This window comes from Pseudomonas maioricensis (assembly GCF_022790535.1).
GTDB lineage: Bacteria > Pseudomonadota > Gammaproteobacteria > Pseudomonadales > Pseudomonadaceae > Aquipseudomonas > Aquipseudomonas maioricensis.
The window spans coordinates 408,069-433,189 of the sequence record NZ_LOHG01000003.1 but is presented as its reverse complement, the minus strand read 5'-3'; the positions used below and the strand labels follow the sequence as shown (position 1 = coordinate 433,189).

Here is a 25,121-nt window from a genome sequence, read left to right as displayed (position 1 = left end):
CTTTACATGTGTTCTCCTGGACTAAAACCATGACCACCCCCAGCACCTACTCCCCCGATACCCCCGTCCCCTTAGACAAACGCGTCTTCGGCGGGCGTGACCTGTTTTCTCTGTGGTTCTCCCTCGGCATCGGCCTCATGGTCCTGCAAACCGGTGCGCTATTGGCGCCGGGGCTGGGCATGTCGGGTTCGCTGCTGGCGATTTTTCTCGGCACGTTGGTGGGCGTGTTGCTGCTCGCTGCTGTTGGCGTGATCGGCAGCGACACCGGTTTATCGTCCATGGCCGCGCTCAAACTCAGCCTCGGTAGCAAAGGTGCTTCACTGCCTGCGTTGCTCAACCTGTTGCAGCTGATCGGTTGGGGCTCGTTTGAAATCATCGTCATGCGCGATGCAGCAAGCTTGCTCGGCACCCAGGCTTTTGGCGACAACACCCTGTGGACCAGCCCGTTGCTCTGGACGTTGTTTTTCGGTGGTCTGGCGACGTTACTGGCGGTCAGTGGCCCGCTCACGTTCGTGCGGCAGATTCTGCGCAAGTGGGGGATCTGGCTGTTGTTGGCGGCTTGCTTGTGGCTGACCTGGAATCTGTTCGCCAAGGCTGATCTGGCCGCGCTTTGGGCTCAGGCTGGTGATGGTTCCTTACCATTCGCTGTGGGCTTCGACATCGCTATCGCCATGCCGCTTTCGTGGCTGCCATTGATAGCCGATTACTCACGTTTCGGTAAACGCGCACGAAACGTTTTTGGCGGTACCGCGCTGGGCTTCTTCATCGGTAATTTCTGGCTGATGGGCCTGGGCGTGGCCTATACGCTGGCGTTCGCCCCGAGTGGCCAGGTCAATGCCTTGTTGCTGGCGCTGGCGGGTGCAGGCTTGGGGATTCCGTTATTACTTATTCTGCTGGATGAGTCTGAAAATGCATTCGCCGATATTCACTCGGCAGCGGTATCCAGCGGAGTTTTGTTAAAGCTGAAAGTCGAGCATCTGGCCTTGGCCATCGGTGTGATCTGCACGTTGATCGCCTGCTTTGCGCCCTTGGCGCAATACCAGAACTTCCTGTTGCTGATCGGCTCGGTGTTTGCGCCATTGTTTGGCGTGGTGCTGGTGGATCACTTTGTGTTGCGCGCACGCAAAAGCCGGGTGGCTAATGTCGGATTTCGCTGGATGACTTTGCTGGCATGGCTAGGCGGAGTCAGCACCTACCATTTGCTGGCCAATCTTTACCCGGATATCGGCGCAACACTGCCAGCGCTCATCGTCGCTGGCGTGCTGCAGTTGTTGCTGGGCAAAAACCTCAACCGCGACCTGGGAACAGTTCCGGTTTGAGGATGCCATTGAGCTGCGGATAAGGAATCTTCAGCTCGATGTGGCCCATTGAGTAAGGCGCGATAGTGTCCACCTGATACTTGAGGATGAACGCGCCGTAAGTCAGGGCGATGTGCGGGGTACGTTTGAAGGGCCAGGTTTTCATGAACTCGGCGTCTTCATTCATCTTGGTCGACAGCAGCCAGCCTTGATGCGCCAGTTCTGCCTTCTGCCAGAACTCGCCTTCCTTGCCCGGCACGATCATGTCGGCAAGGGTCAGCACTTTCTCTTGCTGACGTGAATAGTTGATGAACGCACGGCCGGGCGCGCCATGTGCGCCGCCGGTATCCAGATAGCTGGACAGCTCGACGACTACGATACCGTCATGTTGCTCGCGTACTTTGGCTTGCAAATAGCTGGCGTTGCGCCCTTGGGAGTCACGCAGGTATTGCTCTTGATACGCCTTGAGCGAGGTCGGCAGCGGTCCGCTGGAATCCGTGCGAGTCAGTTGCAGCAGTGTCTTCTGCACGATGGCGTCCAGCTTGGGCTCATCGGGGAAGTGCACGGTGTCGATGTTCACCAAGGGGCAGTCAGCAGCTGTGCAGCCCGGTTTGATCAGTTCGGAGGCATCACGCTGCACCTGCAGGGGCGCACGGTAATTGGGTTGGAACAGGCTCTGACAGGCGCCCAGCATAAGTGCCAGGCAAGCCAGTGAAGCGATCCTCAATAACGACATGTTGATCCTTTGCGGTGGCAATGAAGACGGTTACGTTGTTCGAGTTCAGGCTGCTTGGACTGCAAACGGTGACATCGGTTCGCCGCTGGGCGGATTAGAGTTCGTTTCGCTATTGGCCGTCTACCCTGCATGTTCAAGGGGGCTGCATCTGGTTGGCGATGCGCGTTAGGATGGCATCACGTTACGACTTGCCCAAAGCGAGAAACACATGACCGAACAGACCCGATCGATCCCGACTGCTTTTGAAATCACCCGGCGTGAAAACTGCTTCCAGGGCTTTTATAGACTGGACAAAGTCTTCTTGCGTCACGAACAGTTTGTGGGTGGTCTTGGCAAAGAAATCAGTCGTGAGCTTTTTGTGCGTCATGACGCGGTCTGTGTGCTGCCGTACGACGCCAAACGCGATGAAGTGGTGTTGATCGAGCAATTCCGTGTGGGTGCGCTGGAGAAAACTGCCAATCCCTGGCTGATTGAACTGGTCGCAGGTTTGATCGACAAGGCTGAGGAGCCTGAAGAGGTTGCTCACCGCGAAGCAGAGGAGGAAGCTGGAATTGTCTTCAGCGCCTTGTGGCCGATCACCAAATACTTTCCTTCACCGGGTGGCAGTGATGAGTTTGTTCATCTGTACCTGGGGCGCTGTGAAAGTGAGGGCGCGGGGGGATTGCATGGACTGGAGTCCGAAGGTGAAGATATCCGCGTTACCGTCTGGTCCTTTGACGATGCACTGCAAGCAGTGCGTGACGGGCGAATTATCAATGCTTCGACGATTATCGCGCTGCAATGGCTGGCGCTGAACCGTGTCGAAATCAGGGGGTTATGGTCGTGAGTCCATTGCGCGAGCGCTATCGTGTTGACCTTGCCGGGCTACAAGCTGCCTGCGAGGCCAACTACGCGCGCTTGATGCGGTTGTTGCCGGACATGCGCAACGAACAACGCTCACGTCGGGTTGCCGTCACCCAAGGCGATCAAATGCTCGGCGTCCTGGCGGTCGAAGTGCTGCTCGACTGCCCATACACAACTACCCTGCAAGTGCGTCAGGAACACAGCCTGCCATGGCTGCCGGTTCCCAGTCTGGAAGTGCAGGTCTATCACGATGCGCGCATGGCCGAAGTGATAGGCGCCGAACATGCTCGGCGCTTCCGGGGGATCTATCCATACCCTAACGCTGAAATGCATCAGCCGGACGAGAAGGCTCAGCTCAATCTGTTTTTGGGCGAATGGCTGAGCCATTGCCTGGCGTGTGGGCATGAGTTTGAAGCGGTGCGGTGATGTTAATCAACAGGTGCATAACTGTCCTGTAGGAGCTCACGAGCACCGCGATGCTGCGATGCCGTCCTGTCTGGCATACCCTATCGCGGCTTCGCAGCGCTCGTGCGCTCTCATCAAACATCACTTCAACAATGGATTTGAAACGCAGACCTGGTAGGAGCCAACTTGTTGGCGAAGCGGAATTTCTGACGATGCAGGTCTGACGTCTCGCCAACAAGTTGGCTCCTACCAGGGTCATTCGTTTGCTACGCGACAGCGCTGTGTCAGAACCCCGGCGTCGATTCATGGAGATACTCAATAGAGAGAATCTTCGCTGCAACCGATCGTAACTGAGACCTGCCGCTCATTCCCGGATTTGCCGACCTCAGCGCTTCCCACCATAATCGCCAGACTCTGCCCAAGGAGATGGCTTTTGCCGAACGTTCCCGTTAAAGACTCAGTCCTGCTGGTCCAACTGTCCGACAGCCATTTGTTCGCCAAGGCGGACGGCACGCTGCTGGGCATGAAAACCCGCGAGAGTCTGCAAAAAGTCATCGAACTGGTTCTGGTCGAACAGCCGCAGGTGGATCTGGTGGTTGCCAGTGGCGATGTCTCGCAAGACGGCAGCGTCGAGTCCTACGAAGCGTTTCGGAATCTGAGCGATCAGATTCAGGCCCCCAAGCGCTGGTTTCCCGGCAATCATGACGAGTCGCTGGAAATGCAGCAGGCCGCTCAACAAAGCGACCTGCTCGACCCGGTTATCGATATTGGCAACTGGCGAGTGACGTTGCTCGACTCATCGGTGCCCGGCTCGGTACCCGGTTATTTGCGCGATCAACAGTTGCAACTGCTGGCGCAAGCCGTGAGCGAGGCTCCTGAACGTCATCACCTGGTCTGCCTGCATCACAATCCTGTGCCGATTGGCTGCGAGTGGATGAATCCCATTGGCTTGCGTAATCCCGATGCACTGTTTGCGGTACTGGAGCGTTTTCCACAGGTGCGTGCAATGTTGTGGGGTCATGTGCATCAGGAATACGACCAGATGCGCGATACGATTCGGCTTTTGGCGTCGCCTTCGACCTGCATTCAATTCGCGCCGGGCAGTGTCGACTTCAAGGTCGACACTGCCGCTCCGGGCTACCGCTGGCTGCGTCTGTTTGACGATGGACAGCTGGAAACCGGTGTGTCGCGAGTCGTTGGCATGGATTTCGAAGTGGATTATGGGGGCGAGGGGTACTGATCATTTCGTCGTGAAACACACGGGGACGAGTCTTTCAGCGTTAGTCCCTGTAAACTGCGCGGCTTTGTACCACTCAGTGATCCAGGAGCGGACGGCGTGACCAGCGAAATACCCACACTGCTTTATATCCACGGTCTGAACAGCTCCGCGCTGTCGAAAAAAGCCACTCAGTTGATCGCACTGATGCGCTCGCTGGGGCTGAGTGAGCAGGTCCGAGTCCCCGAATTGCATCATCATCCGCGTCAGGCCATGGTTCAGCTGGAATCCGCTATCGAAGAACTCGGACGGCCACTGCTGGTCGGCAGCTCGCTCGGCGGCTACTATGCGACACACTTGGCGCAGCGCCACGGCCTGAAAGCCGTGCTGATCAACCCGGCAGTCAATCCGCACCAGCTATTCGATGGCTTTGTCGGTACGCAGCAAAACCTTTATACCGGCGAAACCTGGGAGCTGACCCACGATCACGTCAAGGCTCTGGCCGAACTGGAAGTGCCCGCACCTCAAGACCCGGCGCGTGTTCAGGTCTGGCTGCAAACCGGTGATGAGACCCTTGATTATCGCCGCGCCGAATCGTTTTATCGGGCATGCGCCTTGCGTATTCAGGCTGGCGGCGATCACAGTTACCAAGGTTTTGCCGGACAATTGCCAGCACTGTTGAGTTTTGCTGGATTCGCCCCTGAATTGTTGCAGGCGGTGGATGTTTCGACGCTTTGAATGTATAGCCGGATTAAATGTAGGAGCTGCCGAAGGCTGCGATTGGATCGAAAGCTTCCATTTGGCTTATGCCGGATCGCAGCCTTCGGCAGCTCCTACAGGTTTTCAACTCTGTAACCCCACGAACAACTGATGACGAGACCCCATGGCCAATCCCAGCGCTAGCTCTTATAACGCAGACGCCATCGAAGTCCTCTCGGGCCTCGACCCGGTTCGCAAGCGGCCGGGCATGTATACCGACACCTCGCGGCCGAATCACCTTGCCCAGGAAGTGATCGACAACAGCGTCGACGAAGCTCTGGCGGGCCATGCCAAATCGGTGCAGGTGATTCTGCATGCCGACAATTCGCTGGAAGTGTCCGACGATGGTCGCGGCATGCCGGTGGATATTCACCCGGAAGAGGGCGTCTCGGGTGTCGAGCTGATCCTCACCAAGCTTCACGCGGGCGGCAAGTTCTCCAACAAGAACTATCAGTTCTCCGGTGGTTTGCACGGTGTGGGTATCTCGGTGGTCAACGCGCTGTCGACCCTGGTCAAAGTCCGGGTCAAGCGTGACGGCAACGAATACGAAATGAGCTTCACCGATGGTTTCAAAGCATCGGAACTGGAGATAGTCGGCACCGTCGGCAAACGTAATACCGGGACCAGCGTTTACTTCGCGCCGGATCCTAAATATTTCGATACTCCCAAGTTTTCGGTCAGCCGCCTCAAGCACGTGCTCAAGGCCAAAGCCGTACTGTGTCCGGGACTGCTGGTCAGCTTTGAAGACAAAGCTGCAGGTGAAAAAGTCGAATGGCATTACGAAGACGGCCTGCGTTCTTATCTGCAGGATTCGGTCACTGATTTCCTGCGCCTGCCGGATGAGCCTTTCTGTGGCAGTTTTGCCGGTAATAAAGAAGCCGTCGACTGGGCATTGCTCTGGCTGCCTGAAGGCGGCGACAGCGTTCAGGAAAGTTACGTCAACCTGATCCCGACGGCGCAGGGCGGCACTCATGTGAACGGTTTGCGTCAGGGCCTGCTTGATGCCATGCGCGAGTTCTGCGAATACCGAAATCTGCTACCTCGTGGTGTGAAACTGGCGCCGGAAGATGTCTGGGAACGCATTGCTTTCGTCCTGTCGATGAAAATGCAGGAGCCACAGTTTTCCGGTCAGACCAAGGAACGCCTGTCCTCTCGGGAAGCCGCAGCGTTTGTGTCCGGTGTCGTAAAGGACGCATTCAGCCTGTGGCTCAACGCCAACTCCGATCTGGGTATGCAACTGGCCGAACTGGCAATCAACAACGCCGGTCGTCGCCTCAAGGCCAGCAAGAAGGTTGAACGCAAGCGCATCACTCAGGGCCCGGCATTGCCTGGCAAGCTCGCCGACTGTGCAGGTCAGGATCCGATGCGCTCCGAGCTGTTTCTGGTCGAGGGTGACTCCGCAGGTGGTTCCGCCAAGCAAGCACGGGACAAGGAGTTTCAGGCGATCCTGCCGTTGCGCGGCAAGATCCTCAATACCTGGGAAGTCGACGGCGGCGAAGTGCTTGCCAGCCAGGAAGTCCACAACATCGCCGTCGCCATTGGTGTTGATCCGGGGGCTGCGGACATGAGCCAGTTGCGCTACGGCAAGATCTGCATCCTCGCCGACGCTGACTCCGACGGTTTGCACATCGCAACGCTACTGTGCGCGTTGTTCGTCCAGCATTTCCGTCCGCTGGTGGACGCGGGCCATGTTTATGTCGCCATGCCGCCGTTGTATCGCATCGACTTGGGTAAAGAAATCTACTACGCGCTTGATGAAGCCGAGCGCGACGGGATCCTTGACCGTCTGGTGGCCGAGAAGAAGCGCGGCAAGCCGCAGGTCACACGATTCAAAGGTCTGGGTGAGATGAACCCGCCGCAGCTGCGTGAAACCACCATGGATCCAAACACCCGGCGTCTGGTGCAACTGACCCTGGACGATTTTGAAGTCGCGTCGGAAATGATGGACATGTTGCTGGCCAAAAAGCGCGCTGGCGACCGCAAGAGCTGGCTGGAGTCCAAAGGCAACCTCGCCGAGGTTTTGACTTGATGCGAGGCCCCACGGTGTCTTCGACACCGCGTGATTCCTTTGCTGCCCCTGTAGGAGCGGGCTTGCTCGCGATAGCGTCAGTTCAGGCACTGCATTCAGCGCTTGGCAGACCGAATCGCGAGCAAGCTCACTCCTACAGGATTGCGCGTTTGATACAAAACCGCGTTGCAAACATTGGGACCTGTAGGAGCGCACGAGCAGCGCGAGGCCGCGATAGCGGTGTATCAGACAGGACGCAATCGCTGCCTCGCGGTGCTCGTGAGCTCCTACAGAAAAGCATTCCAGGTCAGGTAGCCAGATTTTTTTCGATAGGAGTGAGCTTGCTCGCGATGGCGTCAGGTCATTCAGTGAGTGGCGCGCCTGAACGACCGAATCGCGGGCAAGCGCGCTCCTACAGGCGATCTGTGTGGGCCGGGCTGCTTGCAACTCTGCTGGTGGCTCCGGCATTCGCAGCACCACTGCCAGAGCTGACGCTTGTTTCAGAGCATCCGGTGGACGGCATGGTCGGTGGCAATCTGTCAGGGCTGGCGGTGTGCAGTGGCCAGTTATGGGCCGTTTCGGACCGCGACGACGACTTGCTCTACCGTATGGATATGACGAACACCGTCTGGCTGGCTCAGTCTGAGAAGATTGATGTACCACCTGCGCCGGAGAGTGATTTGCCGGCCAACTTGCGTTCGCTGGCAAAACTGTCGTCCTTCGTGCGCGGCGGGAGTCTGGATTTCGAAGGCATCAGCTGTGATGCGGCTGGCAATAAGTATGTCGTCAGCGAGGCCCACGCGGAGGTGCTCAAGGTGCCTGCCGAGGGGCCGCCCGTCTGGCTGAAATTGCCGCCCGAACTGGTAGCACAGGCGCGGGCCAAGGGCATGTTGCAACACTTCAACGCTATTTTTGAAGGCTTGGCCATTAGCCCACAAGGTGACCGTTTGTGGTTGGCTGCCGAGCGCAGTCAACGCGGGTTGCTGGTGGTCAGCCGCGACAAGGATGCCTGGCGCTGCAAGGGCAGTTGCGTGTTGCGTACCGAGCCCGGCAGTGAAGTTTTACCGCCGCAGGTGGGCGGAAAATCGGTATCCCGTGATTTTGCCGACCTGTCGCTGTTCAACGGCAAGCTGTTTACGCTGGAACGTTCGGCGTATCGCATTTGCCGACGCTCCCTGGAGACTGGCAAGAGCGAGCAATGCTGGTCGTTCGCCAAAGAGGCGTTGATGCCCAACCGGCTTTACGACCAGCCGTTCGCTCTGACCGAGGCTCTGGTAGTGGATGAAACAGGCGCCTGGGTAGGCATCGATAACAATTTCGATGAGCGCGCGGATGGCGAGAAGCGCCCGATTGTATGGCGCTTCGCAGCACCTGCTGGCGGCTGGAGTGCGCAACCATGAGTTCGCAACCTCCCGGCAAACGCGCGGGCAAGGTGCTAATGATCATGGCCTGGGGCGCAGCGCTATTTCTGGCTACGCGCTTTTTTGGCGAGTGGGAAGATCGCCAGGTGAACCCTAACTCGGTGGTCACTTCGCAACACGGTGATGGATATATAGAAGTGCAACTGGTGGGCAATCGTCAGGGGCATTTTGTCAGCTCGGGCAAGATCGATGATCACCCCGTAGAGTTTTTGCTGGATACCGGTGCCACTGATGTGGCGGTCCCGGGCAAGGTGGCAGACACCTTGCAGTTACAACGGGGTGCGCCGGTTTGGGTCAGCACCGCCAATGGCCGCAGTGAGGGCTTTCGAACGTCAATCGAACGTCTGCAGCTGGGCGACATCGTCCTGTACAACGTGCGCGCCCTGGTGGTGCCCGGTCTGGACGGAGAGCAGGTGCTGCTCGGTATGAGCGCAATGAAACAACTCGAATTCACTCAGCGCGGTGGCACCATGCTGCTGCGTCAGACCACGAAATAATGAGGCACGCATGAGCGACTCCCTTGACCTCAGTCTGGATGGTGTAGAACGCCGGTCACTGGCTGACTTCACCGAACAGGCCTACCTCAACTACTCCATGTACGTGATCATGGACCGTGCCTTGCCGCATATCGGCGACGGTCTCAAGCCCGTGCAGCGACGCATCGTCTATGCCATGAGCGAGCTGGGCCTGGACGCTGATTCCAAGCACAAGAAGTCGGCGCGTACCGTCGGCGACGTGCTCGGCAAGTTTCACCCTCACGGTGACTCGGCCTGTTATGAAGCCATGGTGCTCATGGCCCAGCCGTTCAGCTACCGCTACACGCTGGTGGATGGGCAAGGCAACTGGGGTGCGCCGGATGATCCTAAATCCTTCGCGGCCATGCGTTACACCGAGGCGCGTTTGTCGCGTTACTCCGAGGTGCTGCTCAGCGAGTTAGGCCAGGGCACTGCTGACTGGGTGCCGAATTTTGACGGTACTCTGGACGAACCTGCTGTGTTACCAGCACGTTTGCCGAATATCCTCCTCAACGGCACGACAGGTATTGCCGTGGGCATGGCCACTGACGTGCCGCCGCACAACTTGCGTGAGGTCGCGACTGCCTGCGTGCGTCTGCTTGATGAGCCGAAAGCTACCGTCGAACAACTGGTTGAGCATATTCAGGGCCCGGATTACCCGACCGAAGCGGAGATCATCACCCCGCGTGCCGACCTGCTGAAAATGTATGAAACCGGCAAAGGTTCGGTGCGCATGCGCGCCGTGTATCACGTTGAAGACGGCGACATCATCGTCACTGCGCTACCGCATCAGGTTTCCGGGGCCAAGGTGCTGGAGCAGATTGCTGCCTTGATGCAGGCCAAGCCTTCCAAGGCACCGCAGGTCGCTGACCTGCGCGACGAGTCTGACCATGAAAACCCTTGCCGAATCGTGATCATCCCGGTGAACAGCCGGGTTGATCATGAAGCGCTGATGCAGCACTTGTTTGCCAGTACCGATCTGGAGTCCAGCTACCGGGTCAACATCAACATCATCGGGCTGGACGGCAAGCCGCAACTGAAGAACCTGCGTGCATTGCTGGTGGAATGGCTGGAGTTCCGTGTACGCACGGTGCGCCGTCGCCTGCAGTTCCGCCTCGACAAGGTTGAGCGCCGTCTGCACCTGTTGGACGGTTTGTTGGTGGCATACCTCAATCTGGATGAAGTGATTCATATCATCCGCACCGAGGAGCATCCGAAGGCGAAGTTGATCGAGCGCTTCGAACTGAGCGAAATCCAGGCTGACTACATTCTGGACACCCGTTTGCGTCAGTTGGCACGCCTCGAAGAGATGAAACTGCGCAATGAGCAGGATGAACTGAACAAAGAGCGGACCAAGCTACTGGCGTTGCTGGGCAGCGAGGCCAAGCTGAAGAAGCTGGTCCGCACCGAGCTGCTGAAAGACGCCGAAACCTATGGCGATGACCGCCGCTCGCCAATCGTCGAGCGCGCTGAAGCCAAGGCCATGACGGAACATGACCTGCTGCCGAATGAGAAAGTGACCGTCGTATTGTCGGAAAAAGGCTGGGTGCGATCCGCCAAAGGTCACGATATCGACGCGACCGGGCTTTCCTACAAGGCGGGGGATGGTTTCCAGACGGCTGCAATGGGCCGTTCCAACCAATACGCAGTGTTTATCGATTCCACGGGCCGCAGTTATTCGCTGGCCGCTCATACCTTGCCATCTGCTCGGGGGCAGGGTGAGCCGTTAACAGGCAAGCTTCAGCCACCGCCAGGCGCGACGTTTGAATGCGTGTTGCTGCCTGAAGATGACGCGCTCTACGTCATTGCGTCGGATGCGGGTTATGGGTTCGTGGTCAAGGGCGAGGATCTGCAGGCCAAGAACAAGGCGGGCAAGGCGCTGCTGAGTTTGCCGAACGGGGCTAAAGTGATGTTGCCGCGTCCGGTCGCTGATCGTGAGCAGAACTGGCTCGCTGCTGTAACCACTGAAGGGCGTCTGCTGATCTTCAAGATCAGTGACTTGCCTCAGTTGAGCAAAGGTAAAGGCAACAAGATCATCGGTGTGCCGGGTGATCGGGTCGCCAGCCGTGAAGAATATGTAACTGATATTGCGGTGATACCACAGGGCGCTACTCTGGTCTTGCAGGCCGGTAAACGCAATCTGTCACTCAAACCTGATGATCTGGAACATTACAAGGGCGAGCGCGGGCGTCGGGGTAATAAGCTGCCTCGTGGCTTCCAGCGGGTCGATGCGCTTTTGGTAGAAAACGCCTCTTAATCCTGCTTTAGAGCTATTGGTCTTCGTTTTGCCATGAAGATCGACGCATAATCGCTGGAGTCATGACGCATATTCACGGATGATATGACGTCTTGAGGCGCAAGCGTGGCTGAGTGCCTGCACGAATTTGTTGAGTTATACACTGTGGCTTGCCTGACGGCGGCCACCTGGATGGGATGATGAATCTTCTACGCCTTCCCGTTGTTTTGTTGATGACCGGTGTTTTGGGTCTGGCTGGTTGCAGTGTGCATCAGCCGACTGCGCTATATCAGCTGGACAGTGGCACACCCGGGCAACCTACACATGATAAGGGGCTGGCTGTTTTGCTGGGGCCAGTCTCAGTGGCTGACTACCTGCAGCGCGAAACGCTGCTGCAGCGACAGCCTGACGGTAGCCTGACGGCTTCGAGCGATGGTCGCTGGGCAGGTAGTCTGTCTTCGGATATCGATCAACTGCTGTTGCGTCAACTCGCCTGGAAGCTGGACAGCCAGCGCGTTGTTCTGGCCCCTGCGGCGGCAAACTTCACGCCTGACGTGCAAGTGGTGTTGTCCATCAGTCGTCTGGACTCAGGTGCGAAACAACCTGCGATTCTTGATGCTCAATGGCGTCTGGTGGATCGTAAAGGTAATGTTCGTGACAGTCGTATTGTCCACCTTGAAGAGCTTCACGCCGGGACCTCTGCCGATCAGGTACGCGCTCAGGGTTTGTTGCTCCAGCGTCTGGCGGATCAGTTGAGCTCTGCGGTGAAGCCGATTTCCTGGCAGCCTGAGGAGCCAAAGAAAGCCCCAGTGGCTCGCGCCAAAGAGCCTGAGAAGCCAAAGATTCCAATGGCCTCTCCAATTCGTACTGATCTGGAAGTGTTCCGCTTCTAGGATTGGCGCAAACAAAAAGCCCGCAGCGATGCGGGCTTTTTTGTGGGCTGCTATCCGGAATTCGCTGTAGGAGCTGCCGAAGGCTGCGAATGGCGGTATTTCGGAGAAATCGCTTTCGCAGCCTTCGGCAGCTCCTACAGGCTCTATGTCTTTCAGATGCATCCGCGATTTGGCCAAGGTTACATACGGCCGTCAATCGCGGTGAGACCGGCGCGTCGCTATCCGGCCTCGCGGTGCTCGTGCGCTTCAGGTCAGTTGAATCAAACCTTCCGGGCCGTCTCGTGCATGCGCGCCAGCTGGCGTTCAAGCATCGAAGGGTAGGGCTCCATCAGGCGCTCTACGCAGCAGGCGCCTTCAGGGCTGGCAATCGGGCGGATACGTGCGCGCTGACGGATCAGAGCATCGTCATTGATCTTGCGCTCTACCAGCAACAGGTTGCGGCTGTGTTGCGAGAGGGCCAATGCGTCTTGTGCCGTTTCGGTCAGCAACAGGTCGATTTGACTCAGCCCCGCCAGACCTTCGCCCAATGTCAGGCCAAGTTGTAATTGCAGGGTGATGCCGCTATCGGCGACTTCAATCTGCAATGCGTGACTCAGGGCCCGTAACAGTTCACCACAGCAGATAGCGTTGGTGAGGTAGTCATCCCCGCTTTCCTGACTATGGAACAGCATCAGTGTGCTGCCGTCGTTCAGGGTATGCAGTTCGCCATCGTAGAGCGACGACGCCTGATCCAGGCAATCGCGATAACGTTGCAGCAGATCAGTAAGGCGTGCGCGCGGCAAGCGACGCAATTGATCCTGCGAGCCAAGCTGAATTGCCAGCACGGCACTCGGTTGTGGTGTGCTCGGGACTGCCGCCTTGCTGACCTGAGGCGCAACGCTGGAGTGGTCGCGTAGGTCGGCAAAAGGATCGTCCTCGTCTTCTTCATCTTCTTCGGCGACCAGACGCCGCTGCACCGGTGGTGCCGGCAAGCGCGGTTTGGCCGGTTCATCAAAGCCCGGCTCGCGTGAGGATCTGCCTGTGGAAGCCGGTTCAACGTCTTCTTCGGCGTCTACGTAGTGATCGTCCGAGTCATCTTCAGCGTATTCCGGCTCGGGTTCGGGCTCAGGCTCCGGCATTGGCGGCGCGAAAGATGCGCGTAGCTGACGGGCCAGATCACCGATTTCATCCTGGCGTTCAACTGCCGGAGTGTACGGGTCGATGTCGCGCAGCCAGATCCGCAATTGCATCAGCGGAGTGGAAATGTGTCTGCCCAGGCGCAGGCTCAGAGCCAGCGCCAGCGCCAGCAGGATACCCGCAAGGATGCCCATGCTTTGCAGGCTGATGGTCATCGGCTGTTGAAACTGTGACATGTCCAGGCTGATGCGCAGATGCCCGGCCATGGTGTCCTGAAAAGTGATTTTGATCTCGTACAGGCCTTCGGCTTCGCCGAGCAGCCCGTTTTTCGGGCGCTGACCCGCTTCCGCGAGAATACGGTTGTCCACGCTGTAGATTGCGGCATGGGCCACCAGCGGGTTTTTCACCAGATTACCCAGCAGCACGTTAAGACTGAGGATGTCGTTGGACACCAGCAGCTCTGTGGCAGAGGTCGCAGTTTGCGTGGTGAGTGCCTGACCTAGCGCATCGGCCTGCTCGTGCATGGCCTGCTTGAATTGCAAACCCATTACACCGGCGTAGATCAACAGCGCCAGAGAGACGAGGATCACGTTATGGCTGGCAATGCGCAAAGCAATCGGTACACGGCGATGACGCAATGCCCGGAAGATCAGCAGGAAGAAATTATCGGTTTTAACGGGCGTGGGCCGGTTCACAGAGCACGGCTCTTTCGAAGAAGTTGCCGCGCAGTATAACGACCGACCCAGTGACGGCAAAGCGCTGCCTGTGCCCGATGGTCACTGAAAGTGGTTAGAATGCGGTTTTTTTCCACTGCTGGGGTGTCCCTTGCGCGAAATCGTCCTGATTAACATCACCGGTGAAGACCGTCCCGGTCTCACTGCGGCTATCACTGGCGTGCTTGCACAGGGCGCAGTGAACGTCCTTGACGTCGGCCAGGCGGTGATCCACGACGTCCTGTCGTTCGGCATTCTGATTGAAATTCCTGACTCCGGACAAGACTCTTCCATCCTCGAAGATATCCAGTCCATCGCCCACAAGCTGGATCAGCAGGTGCGTATTACGCCGGTATCCGAGGCGGATTATCAGCAGTGGGTAGACGATCAGGGTAACTCCCAGCATATCGTGACGCTGCTGACTCGCAAGGTCACCGCCCAACAGCTGCAACGGGTCAGCTCGATTACGTCGCAACACGGCCTGAACATTGACAGGATTGATCGTCTTTCACGGCGCATGCCACTGGATGCGCCGACTGAACAGGGCAAAGGCTGCATTGAGTTTTCAGTGCGTGGCGAGCCTGCTGACGCCAAAGCCCTGCAGGCTGAGTTTTTGCAGGTGGCGCAGGAGTTGAACGTCGATATAGCGTTCCAGCAGGATTCGCTGTTCCGCCGCAACCGTCGTCTAGCTGTGTTCGATATGGACTCGACGCTTATCGAGGCTGAAGTCATTGATGAGCTGGCCAAGGCTCATGGCGTGGGCGATCGGGTTTCGGAAATCACCGAGCGCGCCATGCGTGGCGAGCTGGATTTCAGTGCCAGTTTCAAAGAGCGTCTGGCCTTGCTCAAAGGTCTGGACGTCAGCGTGCTGGACGAAATAGGTGCTTCGTTGCGTTTGACCGAAGGTACCGAAATCCTCTTTGCCGAACTCAAGCGTCTGGGCTACAAGACTGCGATTCTGTCGGGCGGCTTTACTTACTTCGCCAAACAGCTGCAGGCCAGACTCGGTATCGACTATGTCTTCGCCAATGAGCTGGAAGTGGTTAATGGCAAATGTACCGGCGTGGCCGTTGAGCCCATCGTCAATGCCCAGCGCAAGGCAGACCTGTTGCGTGAGCTGGCAGCGAAGGAAGGCTTGAGCCTGGAGCAGACCATCGCCGTCGGTGATGGCGCGAACGACTTGCCAATGCTGGCCATTGCGGGGCTGGGTGTTGCGTTCCGCGCCAAGCCATTGGTCAAGCAGTCAGCCAGGCAGGCCATCTCGACGCTGGGGCTGGATGGGGTGCTGTATCTGCTGGGTGTCAGGGAGCGGGAAGGGCGCAACTAAAACTGTGGATTTGAACCTGTGCAGACTGTGTGAAAACTACTGCGCTCGGCAATACTGCGTTAAAAACAGGCGAAAAATGCTCATTTAGAACACCTAGACTCCGCTTTTTCGCCTGTTTTTGCCTTGTCTTGCCGTCGCTCGCTACGTTTTCACACAGTCTGTGTGGGAGCGAATTTATTCGCGAAGGCTGCATTTCAACAGATAGAGAGGTATGGGATGTGCCAGCCTCTTCGCGAATGAATTCGCTCCCACGGTATTGGATGTGTTGCTCTTTAAAGCGACGACCACAACGAATCGAATTCCTGGTCGGCCTTCAGCGTGCCGCCGCCTGCTGTACCGGGTACTTCGAAGGTCTCGTACTCAAACTGGTTGTAGCTACCGCTGCTGGTGCGCTGATGGCCCAGCAGGCCGCGGTGTTCTTGTCCGGCAATATTGATCATGACGTTGTTGCCCTCTTTGAAGGGCAAGCGCGGCGCCAGCATGGTGGCCGGTTGTCCGATGGCGCGGATTTCGGGCAGCAGCAGAGCACGCATGTAAGGGCTGTTCTGCTCTGGGCGAATGATCTGCAAGCCGCAAGGCTGCGCAAATGGAGCAATCAGCTCGATACCCATTTGGGTGCCGCCGCTGCGGACCTGACGAACCCAGCGCACGACCGCAACACTCCAGCCCTGACCTGCATCATCCTGAATCCCGACTAATTCTCCGGCCTGCAACTGCTGTGGTACTTCCTTGGGCCACGCCAGACAGTAACCGCCGGGGCTGTGGTTGACGATGTTCAGGTTAAAGGTCGGGAATGTCTGCTGGGCGTTGGACGCTGCATCACCGCCGTCAGCTTCAGGCTGTTCATACTGGATTTCTTCATAAGGCAGCATCAGCGCCGAGGTGTTGCCACGCTGGGTGTCAAAAGCCTTACCCCAAGGGTCGTCGGCTTTATCGTCCACCAATTGCAAGGTGAACTCGGCGGCTTTGGTCGCCGGTACTTGCAGCATGTCACTGAAAGAGCGTTTACCGCCCAGATAGTAATGCAGGGCACTCATGCCGATGCACAGGCTCAGGGTGCCCTGGCCGGGGGTGCGCTGAAAGGTTCTCTCTGCAACATCACCCCATGCGGCAGCCAGATGCTCAAGCAGGTCGGGGGTAAAGCCCTGAGGGACCAACAGTGGCGATTGCGCTCGCTGATCTATAGGGGTTTCCAGATAGCGGCTTATCATGGCTGCCAATGCCTGGGTGTTGAGACCGAGCAGATTGGGGTACTGATCCTCCGGAAACAACGACTTGTAGAGCGGCGGCTTGTCCTGTCTGGCTGAAAGTGCGTAGAGGCTGTTTTCGTCTACCGGTGATTGCAAGCGGACAAACGGGCTCCAGGCATCCAGCACATCAGCAAGGCGACCAATATTGAGCTGGCGCATCTGGTTGCAGCGTGAGCACCCCATTAGCAGCGCAATGATGTAGGTCTGTTCCACCGTCAGCGCGCGGGCGTGACTGGCCTGTTCATCTGCGACCTGCATATTTTGCAATTGGTGTTCGCAGGCAATTTGATAGATCTTGTGCAGCTCAAGCCAAAGACCTTCCTGCACGGGACAATACAATTGATTGGCGCGAATCAGCGGGCCGTTCAGGCACTGCAGGGCACGTTGCAGTGCAGTGGCGAGCAGCGGAATCCGGTCTTTATTGAGCCGTGAGCTGACACGTTCGATGATCAGTTTGTAGCCGACCGCCAAGTGGTTTTGCAGTGCCTGGCAAAGGTTGGCGACCTTGCGTGGACGTTCGTCGAGCACAACCGCTTGATTGAGGAAGTGGCGTTCCAGGTGCTTGCAGACGAAATGCACTTCGGGGCGCAGCAGCTCAAGCAGTTGCAGGCGATTGTCGCTGGGCGTGAGCAGTTGGTTGAGCTCGGCAAGCGCCTGGTAGAGCTGACGGGCGGTTTCACCGAGGTTTGCTTTGGGCAGCGTAGATATCCACCGCTTGAGATCCTTGGGCGTCGCTTCACAGAATGTCAGGCTCGACTGCGTTGGCGCAGGCACGCGCAACAACACAGGAAGGCTCAAATTACTCATGTGACAGGCTAACTCCAACTACCCACTCTGGCCCGAACGGCGGCTTTTGATCAATGCAGTAATACCAGCTACCGCGGACGGGAGCCGAAATCTACATCAACAAAATGCGAAGTTTCCTACAGCGCCGGTGCTAGAACTCTAGCAGCATCGGCCTGCCGTCGCAGCACCGAAATCCTCCGGTACTGACAGCAATAGTGGCACATAGTGCCACTATTTACTTTTTTCAGGCCTCGACAGGTGCTGCCAGAGCCTGACCCATGCGCACCGGCGTCATGGCAGTGAGTTGCTCGGCCCACTTCACCTGGTCCGGGCCAAACAGCACGATGGCGGTAGAGCCCAGTTTGAAGCGACCCATTTCTGCACCTTTCTCCAGATGGATTGGCGCACGTGCGACTTCGTCGTAACGGAAAGTCTTCAGTTCGCGCTTAGGCGGTGTCACCAACCCGGCCCAGACCGTTTCGACGGAAGCAACGATCATTGCGCCGACCAGCACCACAGCCATCGGTCCGCGCTCGGTGTCGAAGACGCAAACGACGCGCTCGTTACGGGCGAACAGCTCAGGAACGTTTTCGGCTGTGGTCTGGTTAACCGAGAAGATCCGGCCAGGCACGTACACCATTTCACGCAAGGTACCGGCGAGCGGCATGTGCACGCGGTGGTAATCCTTGGGCGAGAGGTACACGGTCGCAAACTCGCCACCCATGAAGGGGGCCGACAGGGCAGGGTCACCGCCAAGCAATTCCAGTACGCTGAAGCTATGGCCTTTGGCCTGGAAAATACGGCCCTGCTCGATGCGGCCCAATTGGCTGATTGCGCCGTCTGCCGGGCTCAATATGGCGCCGGGTGTTTCATCAAGCGGGCGTGCGCCGGGTTTCAGGGCGCGGGTGAAGAAGGCATTGAAGTGTTCATAGGCGCTCAAGTCCTCGACCTGCGCTTCCGCCATGTTCACCTGATAGCGACGGGCGAACCATGCGGTGAAGGCATTCTTGAACCAGAGTACGCGGCACTCGGCAACGCAGCCAGCCAGACGCGACAGCAAGTGGTGCGGAAGCAGGTACTGGCTGAGGATAAACAGACGCTCTTTCATCAAAATTCCTGAATGTAATGCTTAAAGTGGGCAAGTTTTTAGCGTTCAACCGGCGTATCGGGGTGGTTGCCCCATTCGCCCCAAGAACCGGCATAGCCTTTGACACGAGGGTAACCCAGTGCTTTGGCCACCAGGTACGTGAAACCTGAGCGGTGGTGTGTCTGGCAGTGGGTAATGATTTCTTTGTCCGCGGTAATCCCCAGGCTGTCGAGGATCTCTGCGATGTCTTCACGGATGCGCAGGTCGCGTGACTTGTCCATGCCTGCGGTCCACTCGAAATTGATCGCGCCGGGGATGTGTCCACCTTTGGCGGCGACGATTTTTTCGCCGGAGTATTCAAGCGGCCCGCGAGCGTCCCAGATTGCCAGATCAGCAGCGCCCAGGCGACTTTGCAGATACTCGCGGGTGGCGGTGGGTTCATCGTGCAACTGCAGTTCAACAGGCGCCCCTGCGGAGGCTGGAACATCCGTGGATAAAGGCAGACCATCCGCCTGCCAGGCCAGCAGGCCACCGTCGATGTAGTGGTATTGGCTGTGACCAATCACATCCAGTAACCAAATAAACCGACCGGCCCAGCCGCCGCCTTCGTCATCGTAGACCACATACACCGCATTGGCGTTGTGCCCCAACTCGCCGAACAGTGCTTGCAGATCGGTTTTGGAGGGGAGCAGACCGGGTGCTGGAGGCTGGCCCAACTGAGTGCGTTTCGGATCAACGAAGCGCGCGCCGGGTATGTGCCCTGCGTCATAGCGGGCACTGCTGGTCAGGTCCACCAGGATCAGTTCCGGGGCATCCAGACGATCCTTCAGGTCGCTTGGCTCAATGACCAGCGGCAAGTCAGAGAAGACGGACATGTGCAGCCTCCAATTCGAAAAAAGAGGCGAATTGTAGCCCAGCTGTCAGGCTTTGCGACCACTAAAGCTCGTCAGCGCCCGTTCAATGCACTGGCAGGTTTTGCCGAAACCCTGCACTGAGGTTTCCGAAAACTGCCCGCCGCCCTGATCGGCCACGACTAGCATCAACACCTTGTTGTTACTGCTCAGAGATCGTATAAGCCAGTGTTTACCGGGAAACAGAGCGCGCAGGTTGCCCGGCAATAACGCCGAGAATTGCTCGATGTTGGCAGGTGTCATGCGTAATTGAGTTGGTTGTGCCAACAAACGCTGCAACACAGTGCTTTCCTTTATAGAGAGCGCGAGAGACGCCGCCTCATTTCGCAGCCCTGCGATCTGGTGAACACGCAGGACGGTACCGGTCTTGTCTGCCATCAGCAGCATCACCCGCTCCATGCCGCAGGAAACCAGCGCGTCCCTTGCCGTTGTGGTCAAGTGCATGGCGTTGCTAAAGGGGCTCGGTGTAGCAAGCAGCTCGGCACATTGCTTGCGCCAGTTTTGCAGGGCATCGGGGGAGGGTGGTGGGGCCGCCTGCAGTTTGCTGTGAATCCGGCGGGTCGCCCACGGCCAGATAAGGGCTTCGGCCGGGTGCCACAGGACAGGATCGTTATGGTTGCGAGCGCTGCTGGCGGCGTTCTGGTGGGCCTGCTGCTGCACACTGTCCATAGTTTGTTGCAGATACAGGCTGCACAGTAATTCCCAGCGCAGGCAGTGCGGGCTGTCCCAGGCCTGTTGAGCCGAGAGTGCAAGGCCATTGCCCAGCAGAACCGTGTTGGCCGGCTGGTTGAACCAGCGCCGCAGGTTCGGATCGGCGTCCATCAGTTGTTGTTGCTGTAGCGGGTCGTCGTTAGCCCGGGCCACATGCAGCGCTTTGACCAGTTGGCGTCGCTCGCTGATCAGTAATTTGTAACCTTGAGTGACCCACAACGGCAGGCGCCACAAGGTTGCCAGCTCCATGCACAGTTCCAGCAGGCTGACACCAAACAGCGCTTTCTCCACCGTGCGTGATGATTCGCCTTTATGGATCACCCGCAGTTCCCACTCATCCAGCAATTTCGGGTGCGCCAGGGCTATTGGCCACAGCGGCGCCAGAAACAACAAACTACCAAGGTGGATGTCTTGCCACAGGCGAGCAAGACGGCTGGCAAACAGACCGTTGGCCTGCTGTGTGGCGTGTTGGCTGATCAGCAGTAATTGCCGAAAAGTCACCGGGATTTTTTCGTTCTCCAGCGCGGGCAGTCGATTAAGCAGCACTTCGGTGCGCGCCAGACCCAGGCGAGTTATTGCCACTTCCAGGCTTTCAGCAGGTTCGGTCAGGCCGGTACCGTTGCTGTTGGCTTCGCGCATCACGCTCAGGACCAGGGCCGGGCTGTCCTGCATCATATCGGCGATGTCCCGCAACGAGCGGCGACTATCGTTCAGCGCGCTGCGGACTTTGCTGTGGCTGGCGAGAGGCACTGGCAACGCAATGCTGTCCAACTGTTTGATCCACGCATCAAGCGTGTTCGGAACGGGAAGCTGTGACGACGTTTCTGGAGGCATGCATCAAGGCCCGTGCGACTGAAAATTTAGGCAGTGGACACTGCGAAATCAATGGGTAAGACCCCTGTGCCTGGGCCCCCGTTCACCGGTCAACTGGCTTTTCGATTTATCTGGCTATAGTCTGGCTCACATATGCCGATAAGTAGAAGAAGAGTTTCAAGAACTTCCGCACATGTCCCTGAACCCGACTCAGTAAGTACTTTCTACCTATGGCTAAAATTATCGGCATCATCGTCGTTTTCGCGAGCGTGCTTGCGGGATACGTCCTTTCACACGGCAAAATTGCCGCGCTGATCCAGCCTTTCGAGGTGTTGATCATCGGTGGTGCGGCATTTGGCGCGTTTTTGCAGGCCAACCCTGGCTACATGACCATGCACGTGATGAAGAAGTCGCTGAAGATGTTCGGCACTCGCTTCACCCACGCGTTCTATCTTGAAGTACTGGGTCTGGTGTACGAAATTCTCAACAAGAGTCGTCGTGAAGGCATGATGGCGATTGAAGGGGATATCGAAGATGCGGCAGCCAGCCCGATTTTTGCCAAGTATCCCGGCGTGCTCAAAGACGAGCGCATGACGGCTTACATCTGTGACTACCTGCGCATCATGTCGTCGGGCAACATGGCTCCTCACGAACTGGAAGGCCTGTTCGACATGGAGCTGCAAAGCATCAAGGAAGAGCTGGGTCATCCTTCCCACGCCATTACCGGTATTGCTGACGGTATGCCCGGTTTCGGTATCGTGGCGGCGGTACTGGGTATTGTTGTGACCATGGCTTCGCTGGGCGATGGTGACAAGGCTGCGATCGGTAACCACGTAGGTGCGGCACTGGTGGGCACCTTCTTCGGTATTCTGGCGGCTTACGGTTTCTTCGGCCCGCTGGCAACCTCCCTGGCTCACGACGCCAAGGAAGAGCTGAACGTTTACGAATCCATCAAGGCTTCGCTGGTCGCTTCGGCTTCCGGCATGCCACCTTCGCTGGCCGTCGAGTTCGGCCGCAAGGTTCTCTATCCAGCGCATCGGCCCAGCTTCAGTGAGCTGGAACAAGCGGTTCGCGGTCGCTGAGTCATGGAAAATAATCAGCCGATAATCATCAAGCGCGTCAAGCGCTATGAGGGCGGGCACCACGGCGGCGCATGGAAGATTGCGTTCGCCGACTTTGCCACGGCCATGATGGCTTTCTTTCTGGTGTTGTGGCTGATGTCTTCGGCGACCCCGGAGCAGTTGGTCGCTATTGCCGGTTACTTCAAGGACCCGGTCGGGTTCTCGGAAAGTGGTTCGCCCTATGTAATTGATCTGGGCGGCTCGCCGGAAATGTCCCCGGACCAGACCCTGAACCCGGAAATCAAGAACACGCCGACGCCGGACACGGTGCCAATCGAAGCCGAGACAGCTGAAGCAAAAGCGGAAGAGGTAGAGCAGGAACGCCTGGAACTGCTGCTTCAAGAGCTGCAGAACAAGGTCAACGAGAACCCTGAACTGCAGAAATTCAAGGACCAGATCCATTTCGAGATTACTCAGGATGGTCTGCGGATCCAGATCACTGACGCGGATAACCGTCCGATGTTCGATCTGGGCAGTGCGCGACTGAAACCGTATTTCGAAGACATACTGCTGGCCATGGCTGACACCATCAAAGCAGTGCCGAACAAGATCAGTGTGAGCGGTCATACCGACGCCAAACCGTATGCAGGCAATGGCGAGTTCGGTAACTGGGAGCTTTCGGCCAACCGCGCCAACGCAGCGCGACGCGCTCTGGTGGCAGGTACTTACCCTGAAGGTCAGGTGGCGCGCGTGGTGGGTTATGCGTCATCGCTGCTGTATGACCGCAACCTGCCGCTCAACCCGGTCAACCGCCGCATCGACATCGTGGTCATGACCAAGAAAGCGTTGCAACGGATGGAAGGCAGTCAGAACAGTGGTGCGGGTGATTCAGCACCAAAAGCGCCGGCCCCTGCTCCGGGCGCAGCGCCCGGTGCGTCGAACGGACAGCCAGCTGACCCGCAGGCATATGCCCAGCCACGTGAATTGCGCCAGAAGCTGAACCTGTTCGAAGACGGCACGTTGAAGCTGGACGAGACGAAGAACTAGCGTTCTAGCCGCAAGCTACAAGCCTAAAGCTGCAAGTAAAAAGCCCGGACTCGTGAGAGTCCGGGCTTTTTTGTCGGCCGCAAATCTGTAGGAGCTGCCGAAGGCTGCGAAGGCATTCTTCCAGACAGTTGCGTTTCGCAGCCTGCGGCAGCTCCTACAAGGCGCAGCTAGTAGCTGCTTTCCGGCAAACTGGCGATGATCGAGCGGTAGCTGTTCATGCGTTGCTGTTGCACGCGGCCTTCTTCCAGTGCAATCAGCAATGCACAGCCAGGTTCACGGTCGTGCTTGCAGTCGCGGAAACGGCAGGTACCGATCAGCTCGTTGAACTCGATGAAACCAGCTTCAACATCCGCACGACTGACATGGCCCAGACCGAATTCACGGATACCCGGGGAGTCGATCAGGTCGCCGCCACGGGGGAAGTGAAACAGACGGGCGGTGGTCGTGGTGTGCGTGCCTTGCCCAGACAACTCGGACAGCGGGCCCACACGGGTTTCGACCTCAGGCAGCAAGCTGTTGACCAGCGATGACTTGCCCACGCCGGATTGACCCACGAAGACGCTGATATGCCCGTCCAGCTGGGTTTGCAGTTGTTGCATGCCGTCGCCGTGGTGCGCAGAAACTTCCAGCACCGGATAACCCAGCGTCCGGTAAACCTCCAGCAACGCATTAAGCGCCGGGGCGTTCTGTTCGTTGATCAGGTCGAATTTGTTCAACAGCAACAGCGGGCGAATACCTGCGTGCTCGGCTGCGACCAGATATCGGTCAATCAGGTTGGCATGAGGTTCTGGCATTGGCGCGAACACGATCACGATCAGATCGACGTTGGCGGCAACCGGCTTGAGTTGCCCACGGCTGTCGGGGCGGCACAGCTCAGTGGTGCGCGGCAGTTGCGCGACGATAACGCCGATGCCCTGGTTGCCGGCGCGCCAGACCACTCGATCGCCGGTCACCAGCGCAGGCAGGTTGGCGCGCAGGTGGCAGCGGAAAACCTGACCGGCCTGATCGCCGTCCTGCGCTTCGACTTCGACCTGCACGCCGAAGTGGGCGATCACCAGCCCGGTCTGCTCGGGGCCTAGATCGCCGCCCTCGAGTGTTTCCAGGGTTTGTGATTCGCGTTTGGCGGCGCGGGCAGCGCGCTCGCCTTGAATTTTTTCGATGCGCCAGTTCTGACGACGATTGAGTTGGCGTTTGGCCATGGGTGTTCCGAGTGATAAAGCAGCTGATAAGTAAACGCGGGGGAGTCTAGCACGCCGGGGTGAGCTAAACTGCGCGCCTACGCTGAGGAGCCAAATATGCAGAACAAGCAGAACCTGATCTGGATCGATCTGGAAATGACCGGCCTGGACCCGGACACCGACGTCATTATCGAAATGGCAACGATCATTACTGACAGCCAACTCAATACTCTGGCTGAAGGTCCGGTCATCGCCATTCACCAGAGTGATGAAACCCTGGCCAAAATGGATGAGTGGAACACTCGTCAACACGGTGGTTCGGGCCTGACTCAGCGGGTTCGCGAGAGCACTATCAGCATGGCTGAAGCAGAAGCTCAGACCCTTGAGTTCATCAAGCAATGGGTGCCAGAGCGCAGTTCGCCAATCTGCGGCAACAGCATTTGCCAGGATCGCCGTTTCCTTTATCGCCACATGTCGACCCTGGAACATTACTTCCACTACCGCAACCTCGACGTCTCCACCCTCAAGGAGCTGGCTGCCCGTTGGTCGCCTGAGTTGAAGTTCCAGAAGGGCAGCACCCACCTGGCGCTGGATGACATTCGTGAGTCGATCGCCGAGTTGCGGTTCTATCGCGAGCATTTCATTAAGGGTTAATGCGCGGCCTGTTGGAGCGAGGCTTGCCCGCGAATTGGACCACGCGGTATAGCGGATATACCGCGTAACTTTCTTCGCGGGCAAGCCACGCTCCAACAGAAGACTAACGCGCATTCTAGTTTTGCCCTCTTTTGGTG

General features: G+C 57.8%; 21 protein-coding genes. 14 read left to right on the top strand and 7 right to left on the bottom strand.

The features are described 5' to 3' along the window. Positions 1-29: 29 nt before the first annotated feature. Positions 30-1,319: a putative hydroxymethylpyrimidine transporter CytX gene (cytX, locus tag AUC61_RS07265; RefSeq protein ID WP_243245286.1), complete on the top strand. Its 1,290-nt coding sequence runs from the start codon at positions 30-32 to the stop codon at positions 1,317-1,319. Here cytX and AUC61_RS07260 read toward each other — a convergent pair. After that, positions 1,288-2,034, bottom strand: coding sequence for an RsiV family protein (locus AUC61_RS07260; RefSeq protein ID WP_243245285.1), 747 nt, complete (start codon positions 2,032-2,034; stop codon positions 1,288-1,290). The genes cytX and AUC61_RS07260 overlap by 32 nt on opposite strands. A gap of 208 nt (positions 2,035-2,242) precedes the next feature. Here AUC61_RS07260 and AUC61_RS07255 point away from each other — a divergent pair, with 208 nt between their 5' ends. The 9 genes from AUC61_RS07255 to AUC61_RS07215 all read left to right on the top strand — a co-directional run bounded on the left by AUC61_RS07255 (position 2,243) and on the right by AUC61_RS07215 (position 12,330). After that, complete coding sequence (locus AUC61_RS07255; protein WP_243245284.1) at positions 2,243-2,860, top strand: NUDIX domain-containing protein; 618 nt, start codon at positions 2,243-2,245, stop codon at positions 2,858-2,860. Next, a complete protein-coding gene (locus AUC61_RS07250; RefSeq protein WP_122663168.1) occupies positions 2,851-3,303 on the top strand; it encodes a DUF1249 domain-containing protein in 453 nt (150 codons plus the stop codon). The genes AUC61_RS07255 and AUC61_RS07250 overlap by 10 nt, the downstream gene beginning before the upstream one ends. Positions 3,304-3,745: 442 nt before the next feature. Then, positions 3,746-4,522, top strand: a complete 777-nt coding sequence (gene cpdA, locus AUC61_RS07245; protein WP_243245321.1) for a 3',5'-cyclic-AMP phosphodiesterase — start codon at positions 3,746-3,748, stop codon at positions 4,520-4,522. 96 nt (positions 4,523-4,618) lie between these two features. Beyond that, positions 4,619-5,236, top strand: a complete 618-nt coding sequence (locus AUC61_RS07240) for a YqiA/YcfP family alpha/beta fold hydrolase (RefSeq protein ID WP_243245283.1) — start codon at positions 4,619-4,621, stop codon at positions 5,234-5,236. A 145-nt stretch (positions 5,237-5,381) separates the two neighbouring features. Beyond that, positions 5,382-7,286, top strand: a complete 1,905-nt coding sequence (parE, locus tag AUC61_RS07235) for a DNA topoisomerase IV subunit B (protein ID WP_243245282.1) — start codon at positions 5,382-5,384, stop codon at positions 7,284-7,286. 404 nt (positions 7,287-7,690) lie between these two features. Further along, entirely contained in the window at positions 7,691-8,665 is a 975-nt protein-coding gene (locus AUC61_RS07230) for an esterase-like activity of phytase family protein (RefSeq protein ID WP_243245281.1), read from the top strand. Continuing rightward, positions 8,662-9,183, top strand: a complete 522-nt coding sequence (locus tag AUC61_RS07225; RefSeq protein WP_243245280.1) for a retropepsin-like aspartic protease family protein — start codon at positions 8,662-8,664, stop codon at positions 9,181-9,183. Before AUC61_RS07230 ends, AUC61_RS07225 begins: the two co-directional genes overlap by 4 nt. Positions 9,184-9,193: 10 nt before the next feature. Next, positions 9,194-11,458, top strand: coding sequence for a DNA topoisomerase IV subunit A (parC, locus tag AUC61_RS07220; protein WP_243245279.1), 2,265 nt, complete (start codon positions 9,194-9,196; stop codon positions 11,456-11,458). Positions 11,459-11,637: 179 nt separating this feature from the next. After that, on the top strand, positions 11,638-12,330 hold the full coding sequence (locus AUC61_RS07215) for a PqiC family protein (RefSeq protein WP_243245278.1): 693 nt from the start codon (positions 11,638-11,640) through the stop codon (positions 12,328-12,330). 260 nt (positions 12,331-12,590) lie between these two features. Here AUC61_RS07215 and AUC61_RS07210 read toward each other — a convergent pair whose 3' ends face one another. Then, on the bottom strand, positions 12,591-14,141 hold the full coding sequence (locus tag AUC61_RS07210; RefSeq protein ID WP_243245277.1) for an AhpA/YtjB family protein: 1,551 nt from the start codon (positions 14,139-14,141) through the stop codon (positions 12,591-12,593). Between the two features lie 130 nt (positions 14,142-14,271). Between AUC61_RS07210 and serB the strand changes: the two genes are divergently transcribed. Further along, complete coding sequence (gene serB / locus AUC61_RS07205) at positions 14,272-15,486, top strand: phosphoserine phosphatase SerB (RefSeq protein ID WP_243245276.1); 1,215 nt, start codon at positions 14,272-14,274, stop codon at positions 15,484-15,486. A gap of 272 nt (positions 15,487-15,758) precedes the next feature. On the opposite strand, the gene AUC61_RS07200 is transcribed toward serB, so the two are convergent. The 4 genes from AUC61_RS07200 to AUC61_RS07185 all read right to left on the bottom strand — a co-directional run bounded on the left by AUC61_RS07200 (position 15,759) and on the right by AUC61_RS07185 (position 21,065). Then, complete coding sequence (locus AUC61_RS07200; RefSeq protein ID WP_243245275.1) at positions 15,759-17,543, bottom strand: molecular chaperone; 1,785 nt, start codon at positions 17,541-17,543, stop codon at positions 15,759-15,761. Between the two features lie 223 nt (positions 17,544-17,766). Beyond that, positions 17,767-18,636 carry an archaetidylserine decarboxylase gene (asd, locus tag AUC61_RS07195; RefSeq protein WP_243245320.1) on the bottom strand — a complete coding sequence of 290 codons (870 nt, stop codon included), beginning with the start codon at positions 18,634-18,636 and terminating at the stop codon, positions 17,767-17,769. Between the two features lie 32 nt (positions 18,637-18,668). Beyond that, positions 18,669-19,484, bottom strand: coding sequence for a thiosulfate sulfurtransferase (gene rhdA / locus AUC61_RS07190; RefSeq protein WP_243245274.1), 816 nt, complete (start codon positions 19,482-19,484; stop codon positions 18,669-18,671). Positions 19,485-19,529: 45 nt separating this feature from the next. Next, the gene (locus tag AUC61_RS07185) at positions 19,530-21,065 is read right to left on the bottom strand and encodes an HDOD domain-containing protein (RefSeq protein ID WP_243245273.1); all 1,536 of its coding nucleotides are present in this window, start codon (positions 21,063-21,065) and stop codon (positions 19,530-19,532) included. A 209-nt stretch (positions 21,066-21,274) separates the two neighbouring features. On the opposite strand from AUC61_RS07185, the gene motA reads away from it, so the two are divergent. Together motA and motB are read left to right on the top strand one after the other, a co-directional pair. After that, the gene (gene motA / locus AUC61_RS07180) at positions 21,275-22,126 is read left to right on the top strand and encodes a flagellar motor stator protein MotA (protein WP_122663154.1); all 852 of its coding nucleotides are present in this window, start codon (positions 21,275-21,277) and stop codon (positions 22,124-22,126) included. 3 nt (positions 22,127-22,129) lie between these two features. Further along, entirely contained in the window at positions 22,130-23,152 is a 1,023-nt protein-coding gene (motB, locus tag AUC61_RS07175; RefSeq protein ID WP_243245272.1) for a flagellar motor protein MotB, read from the top strand. Positions 23,153-23,319: 167 nt separating this feature from the next. Here the strand turns inward: motB and rsgA are convergent, their stop codons facing one another. Then, positions 23,320-24,351 carry a small ribosomal subunit biogenesis GTPase RsgA gene (rsgA, locus tag AUC61_RS07170; protein WP_243245271.1) on the bottom strand — a complete coding sequence of 344 codons (1,032 nt, stop codon included), beginning with the start codon at positions 24,349-24,351 and terminating at the stop codon, positions 23,320-23,322. 96 nt (positions 24,352-24,447) lie between these two features. On the opposite strand from rsgA, the gene orn reads away from it, so the two are divergent. After that, positions 24,448-24,984, top strand: a complete 537-nt coding sequence (gene orn, locus AUC61_RS07165; protein WP_243245270.1) for an oligoribonuclease — start codon at positions 24,448-24,450, stop codon at positions 24,982-24,984. The last annotated feature ends 137 nt before the right edge of the window (positions 24,985-25,121 follow it).

What these genes read in the sequence shown, in the direction of transcription:
- cytX (WP_243245286.1), top strand. Translation starts at nt 30, where the DNA reads ATGACCACCCCCAGCACCTACTCCCCCGATACCCCCGTCCCCTTAGAC.
- AUC61_RS07260 (WP_243245285.1), bottom strand. Translation starts at nt 2,034, where the DNA reads ATGTCGTTATTGAGGATCGCTTCACTGGCTTGCCTGGCACTTATGCTG.
- AUC61_RS07255 (WP_243245284.1), top strand. Translation starts at nt 2,243, where the DNA reads ATGACCGAACAGACCCGATCGATCCCGACTGCTTTTGAAATCACCCGG.
- AUC61_RS07250 (WP_122663168.1), top strand. Translation starts at nt 2,851, where the DNA reads ATGGTCGTGAGTCCATTGCGCGAGCGCTATCGTGTTGACCTTGCCGGG.
- parE (WP_243245282.1), top strand. Translation starts at nt 5,382, where the DNA reads ATGGCCAATCCCAGCGCTAGCTCTTATAACGCAGACGCCATCGAAGTC.
- AUC61_RS07225 (WP_243245280.1), top strand. Translation starts at nt 8,662, where the DNA reads ATGAGTTCGCAACCTCCCGGCAAACGCGCGGGCAAGGTGCTAATGATC.
- parC (WP_243245279.1), top strand. Translation starts at nt 9,194, where the DNA reads ATGAGCGACTCCCTTGACCTCAGTCTGGATGGTGTAGAACGCCGGTCA.
- AUC61_RS07215 (WP_243245278.1), top strand. Translation starts at nt 11,638, where the DNA reads ATGAATCTTCTACGCCTTCCCGTTGTTTTGTTGATGACCGGTGTTTTG.
- AUC61_RS07200 (WP_243245275.1), bottom strand. Translation starts at nt 17,543, where the DNA reads ATGAGTAATTTGAGCCTTCCTGTGTTGTTGCGCGTGCCTGCGCCAACG.
- rhdA (WP_243245274.1), bottom strand. Translation starts at nt 19,484, where the DNA reads ATGTCCGTCTTCTCTGACTTGCCGCTGGTCATTGAGCCAAGCGACCTG.
- AUC61_RS07185 (WP_243245273.1), bottom strand. Translation starts at nt 21,065, where the DNA reads ATGCCTCCAGAAACGTCGTCACAGCTTCCCGTTCCGAACACGCTTGAT.
- motA (WP_122663154.1), top strand. Translation starts at nt 21,275, where the DNA reads ATGGCTAAAATTATCGGCATCATCGTCGTTTTCGCGAGCGTGCTTGCG.
- motB (WP_243245272.1), top strand. Translation starts at nt 22,130, where the DNA reads ATGGAAAATAATCAGCCGATAATCATCAAGCGCGTCAAGCGCTATGAG.
- rsgA (WP_243245271.1), bottom strand. Translation starts at nt 24,351, where the DNA reads ATGGCCAAACGCCAACTCAATCGTCGTCAGAACTGGCGCATCGAAAAA.
- orn (WP_243245270.1), top strand. Translation starts at nt 24,448, where the DNA reads ATGCAGAACAAGCAGAACCTGATCTGGATCGATCTGGAAATGACCGGC.